This is a genomic window from Streptomyces sp. NPDC051286 (assembly GCF_044455345.1).
In the GTDB taxonomy this organism is placed as follows: Bacteria; Actinomycetota; Actinomycetes; order Streptomycetales; family Streptomycetaceae; genus Streptomyces.
The window spans coordinates 1-5,422 of record NZ_JBITER010000114.1 but is presented as its reverse complement, the minus strand read 5'-3'; the positions used below and the strand labels follow the sequence as shown (position 1 = coordinate 5,422).

The following is a 5,422-nucleotide window of genomic DNA, read 5'->3' as shown; positions in this document are numbered from 1 at the left end:
GCCCCCCCCCCAGCAGTGCTGTGGGGGTAAACCGTGGGGGGGACCCCCCGCCCCGGGGCGCCCCCCCCGCCCCGGGGGGGGGGGGGGGGGGGGGGGGGGGGGGGCCCCCCCCCCCCCCCCCCACGCCCCCGGACATCAACCCGTGCAGGTCAGTGTCGCGTTCGCCCAGTCTCCGTGGTCCTGCGCATAGCCGTCGCCGGCGTTACCGACGACCAGGTCGAGGACCTTGGCGCCGGTCACGTCGGCGTCCACCGCGAGGGCCTTCGCGTTGCCCCGCATGACCGGGGTCGACGCGACCTCCTTGCCGTCCGCGAGGACCTTGAAGGTGACGGAGCCGCCGCCGTTCGTCTCGTCGTCGACGCCCACCGAGGCGCTGAAGCGTGTGCAGGCCCCGCCCAGGTACACGGTGACGTCACTGTCGGCGTGGATGCCGAGCCCCTTCGCGTACGACGTGCCCGCGATCGACATCGGCTTCCCGTCATCGGCTCCGTCCTCGCCGTTGGAGGTGTTCCGCTCCACCGGACCCCAGCCGTTGGTGGACGTGAAGTCGAGGTCCGCGAGGTCGCGCGTGCCCGCGCCGGGCGCCGCAGGCGGCGTGGCGACGCTTGTAGCGGCCGCCGCCGTCCCCTCCTGGTACCGCGCCATGGCGGACAGCACGGTCGACCACGGCCCGATTCCGGTGGACGAGGTGACCTTCCAGGTACGGGTCACGGTCTGTCCGGCCCGTACGTCACCCAGCGACTGGGTGGCCGTCGGCTCGGACTTCCACCCGTCCGGCAGCCTCAGGGTGAGCTCGGCGTCGCGGGCCGTGGAGCGCCGCGGCGCGAAGGTGGCCGTGACCTCGCCCGTGCCGGCGCGGGTGATCGTGTCCGGGGCGCTGATGGTCACGTCGGCGGTCGCGCGCGGATCGCGGTAGACCGCGGCCGACCAGCCCGGCGAGGCGATGTTGCGGTAGCGCAGGGGCGTGGCGTGGTTCCCGTACGCCTCCAGCGACACCTTGCCGAGTCCGTCGCCGTCCGGGTCCTCGCCGATGACGGCGATCGCCACCGTGTTGTGACCGTTCGTGCGCAGCATGCCCGGCTGGACCGGGAACGTGGTCTGCGGACCCAGGTCGTTGACGTACAGACCGACCATCCAGCCGTTGACGTACACCAGCGCCCGGTAGTTCTTCGCCTTGTCGTCCGCGAAGGTCAGCCCCATGGGGACGTCCTGTCCCTCCGGCAGGTCGAGGTCGAAGGTGGTGCGGTACCAGGAGACGCCCGGTGCGCTCGCGCCGCTGTCGGGCAGCGAGACGGAGGACCACGTGTCATCCGGGTAGCCCGGCAGGTACATGCCGTGTCGCTCGCCGTACAGGCCGCCGGTGTTCAGATGCCCGCGCACCGGATCGACCGGGTCCTCGCCGCCGAGTGCGCCCTGGATCCGCCAGCCGATCTGCTTCTCCGAGCCCACCAGGCGTGCCGCCGTCAGCCCGCGCGGCTGCTTGTGGTGGTCGTCAGCGGACCAGTCCTGCTCGTGCGCCGTGTGGGCCGAGAGGACGGCCAGCACATTGTCCTTGCCCGGCTTCAGCGTCCCGGCGGGGATGTCGAAGCGGTGCGTGGCGTCGTTGCTGCTGCCCAGGTACGTGCCGTTCAGCCATGCCAGATAGGCGCCACCGTTCCCCGTGGTCGCGTCGACCTGCACCGCGGTCTCCGTACCGGCCGCCGTGAAGTGCCCCCGGTACCAGACCGAGCCGGCGTGGAAGCCGTAGTGGTCCACCGACAGGGCCTGCTGGTCGGCGGCGCGCCAGGCCGCGTCGTCGAATCCGGGCTGAGCCTCGGGCGTCTCGCGGTGGAACTTCCAGCCGCCCAGGGTCGGCAGGGTGACGGGCTTCGGCCCGGCGAGGCTCGCCCCGGTGGTGTCCAGGGCGCCCTTTGCGGGCTTGCCGTTCCAGGTGACGGACGTCGCCGGAGTACCGGTGATGACGTGCAGCTGCGCCGCCTTGTCGGTGTCCCCGGTGAGCTTGAGCACGCCGTCCGCGTAGGAACTGGTGCGCAGCAGCTCGGGGCCGCTTGCGAGGACCGGGCCCTGCGGGGTGTCGAGGCGCCAGTAGGTGTCGGCGGTCGCGTCGTCCGCGAGAAGCAGGAGGAGCGGGGTCGAGCTGCCGGGCGGGGTGATCAGCACCTTGGCCAAGCCGTCGTGGGTGTAGTTCAGCCGCAGATCGCCGCTCGCCGCGTCCCAGGTCTGCTCGACCTGACCGCTGAGCACCTGGATCTCGGGCCGGTCCGCGTAGCGCAGCACGGTCTCGCCGTCCTCGCCGTGCCGCCCGTACAGCAGTGCCACATCGCGCTCGCCGAAGGTCCCGTGCGTCATGATCTCGGAGGTCGAGTAGCGCAGCTGCTGATGGTCCATCGCGTAGTCGGAGACCAGCAGCTTGGAGTCGCGGGCGTCGATCGTCAGCGCGGTGCCCGGCTTCTGGGGCACGGACGCGTAGTCACCGAGCGCGAGATGCGTGGTGTCTTTTGTTTTGTTGTTGACGTCCTTGTGGCGCACGACCGTCATGCCGGTGCCGTTGTCCGGATTGCGCCGGTCGCGGCGCAGCAGCGCGCCGTTCTCCGGCGCGGCGACGGTGGCCTTCTCCGTCTTCGTCAGCGGCGCCACCGACTGCAGCATGTAGCCAAGCCGCTTCATGACCAGGTATTTCTCGGTCAGCTGACGGTCCTCGCGGATCGGTGCGCCGTAGTCGTACGAGCTGTAGACCGACTCCGGGGACGCCAGCCACCCCCAGGACGTGCCGCCGTACGCCATGTAGAAGTTCTGCATCGTCGCGCCCGCGGCGATGTTGTTCTCGTAAGCGGCCTTCGCGAAGTCACCGTTGGTGAGCTGCCGGCACTTGTCGTAGCCGCGGCCGCCCCACGGGTCGAAGGCGCCGCTCTGGAACTCCGCCAGGAACAGCGGCTCGCCGGGCTTCTTCTCGCCCGAGAAGTCGGGCAGGTCATGCCAGACGTCCGGCTTGGAGCAGTTGAAGCCCTGGGGATACGCGTCGTACCCCTCGATGTCGAGTTCCTTGGTGAAGAGGCCGTAGTGATTGCCCGTCAGCGGCACCGTGATGCCGTCGGCGCGCGCCTTGTCGACCAGGTGCCGCATGTACGCGTGCCCGTCGTCGGTGTCCTGGTAGTACTCGTTCTCGACCTGATAGGCGATCACCGTGCCCGTGCCGTTGGTGAGCTGGTGCCGGGCGATGATCGGGTCGATCTGAGACAGCCACTCGTCGGAGGCGGCGAGATAGTCGGGCGCGGTGCTGCGGGCCTTGCCCTTCTGGGTGAGCAGCCAGCCGGGGAAGCCGCCGCCGTCGGTCTCCGCGTTGATGTAGGGGCCGGGCCGCGCGATGACGTAGATCCCGACCTCCTCCGCGATGTCGAGCAGCCTGTCGACGTCGCGGAGGCCCTTGAAGTCGTACACGCCGGGCTTGGGGGAGTGGAAGTCCCAGTCGAAGTAGATCGACGTCGCGTTGTAGCCGCCCGCCTTCATCTTCTGCAGGACGTCGCGCCACGCGTCAGGGCTGGGAAGCCGCCAGTAGTGGAACTCGCCGGACCAGATGGACAGCGGCTTGCCGTCGATGGTCATGGCCGTGTCGTCGTAGCCGACCGTGTGAGCGGGCTTCGCCGCCTGCGGCCGGGCCTGCGCGGGCGCTTCGGCGGTGAGGCCGAAGGAGCCCAGAGCGAGCGCGGTGAGCGCGACGGTGAGCCCGCGGGCCGCCCGTCTCGCGGCGCGAGGGCGTGATGGCATGGGCATGCCATTCCTTTCTGAAAGCAACGTGCTGAGAGAAAGTGTTATGACACGCACCTTAAGACTGTTGGTCCATGTTGGAAACAGTCTCGTCTTGGTGAATTTTGTGTAGGCGGCGGGAACGTCAGGGCGTGCGGCGCCGCCGACACGACGATGTGGGGACCGGTGATGCGGGGCCCGCGGCCGTCAGGCGCGGCCGCGGGCCGCACAACCTGGCCCGAATTCGACCTCGGAAATCCGCTCAGGCGGCCTTGGCCAGCGCGCGGACCAGCAGCGGCGCCACCTGTGCGACCTGCCAGCGCCGCGCCCCGTACGAGGTGAGCGCGTCCTCGACCGCGTCCGGCGTCGGATTCTTCGGCGGCTCCCAGCAGATTCGGCGCACCGTGTCCGGCGTGATCAGGTTCTCCTGCGGCATGCGCAGCCGCTCGGCAAGCCCCGACACCGCGGCGCGGGCCGCCGACAGCCGGGCGGCGGCCGCCGGGTCCTTGTCCGCCCAGGAGCGCGGCGGCGGCGGGCCCGCGAGAGGCTGGCCCGGCTGGGGGAGCTCGGCTTCGGGCAGCGCCTTGGCCCGGTCGACGGCCGCCTGCCACTGCTCCAGCTGACGCCGTCCCATCCGGTGGCCGAAGCCGGGCAGGGCGGCCAGGGCCTGGACGTTGACCGGCAGCGAGAGGGCCGCCTCGACGATCGCCGCGTCGCCGAGCACCTTGCCGGGCGAGATGTCGCGGCGCTGCGCGACCTGGTCGCGGGCGTTCCACAGCTCCCGCACGACCGCCATCTGGCGGCGACGGCGCACCTTGTGCATACCGGACGTACGGCGCCACGGGTCCTTGCGCGGGGGAGCGGGCGGCGCCGAGGCGATCGCGTCGAACTCCTCCTGCGCCCACTCCAGCTTGCCCTGACGGTCGAGCTCCCCTTCGAGCGCGTCGCGCAGATCGATCAGCAGCTCGACATCGAGCGCGGCATAGCGGAGCCAGGGGTCGGGCAACGGGCGGGTGGACCAGTCGACGGCGGAGTGCCCCTTCTCCAGCGCGTAGCCGAGCACGCTCTCGACCATCGCGCCGAGCCCGACCCGCGGGAATCCGGCCAGCCGTCCGGCGAGCTCAGTGTCGAAGAGCCCGGTGGGGGTCATCCCTATTTCGCGCAGACAGGGCAGGTCCTGGGTGGCGGCGTGCAGGATCCACTCGCTGCCCTGCAGTGCCTCGCCGAGCGACGACAGGTCGGGGCAGCCGACCGGGTCGATCAGCGCGCTGCCCGCACCCGCGCGGCGCAGCTGTACGAGATAGGCGCGCTGGCCGTAGCGGTAGCCGGATGCGCGTTCGGCATCGACGGCGACGGGGCCGGTGCCCGCGGCGAAGGCCGCGACCACCCGGGCGAGGGCGTCGTCGGAGGCCGCCACCGGGGGAATGCCCTCGCGAGGTTCGAGCAAGGGGATCGGCGCCGGGGCGACGTCGTCCGGGGGAGCGCCCCCGGTGGTTCGCAGTGAAGTGTCTGCTGCGGTCTCTTGGGCGTCGGTCACGTGTCAAGGGTATCTGTGTATGCGCGGCGCCCGTCGACGGAACGTTCCGTCGACGGGCGGCCCAGTATGTTTAAAAACCCGGTGCGGGTGTTCGGTAACCCCCCCCGGGGGGGGGGGGGGAGGGGGGGATTGCCGTGGGCC

Annotated in this window: 2 protein-coding genes; both read right to left on the bottom strand. The window is 71.1% G+C overall.

Features of this window, described 5'->3' with window-relative positions; translation table 11 throughout:
• Positions 1 to 135: 135 nt before the first annotated feature.
• Positions 136 to 3,765, bottom strand: a complete 3,630-nt coding sequence (locus ACIBB8_RS37350; RefSeq protein WP_398959808.1) for a beta-galactosidase — start codon at positions 3,763 to 3,765, stop codon at positions 136 to 138.
• Positions 3,766 to 4,006: 241 nt separating this feature from the next.
• Positions 4,007 to 5,281, bottom strand: coding sequence for an HRDC domain-containing protein (locus tag ACIBB8_RS37345; RefSeq protein WP_398959806.1), 1,275 nt, complete (start codon positions 5,279 to 5,281; stop codon positions 4,007 to 4,009).
• Positions 5,282 to 5,422 lie beyond the last annotated feature (141 nt).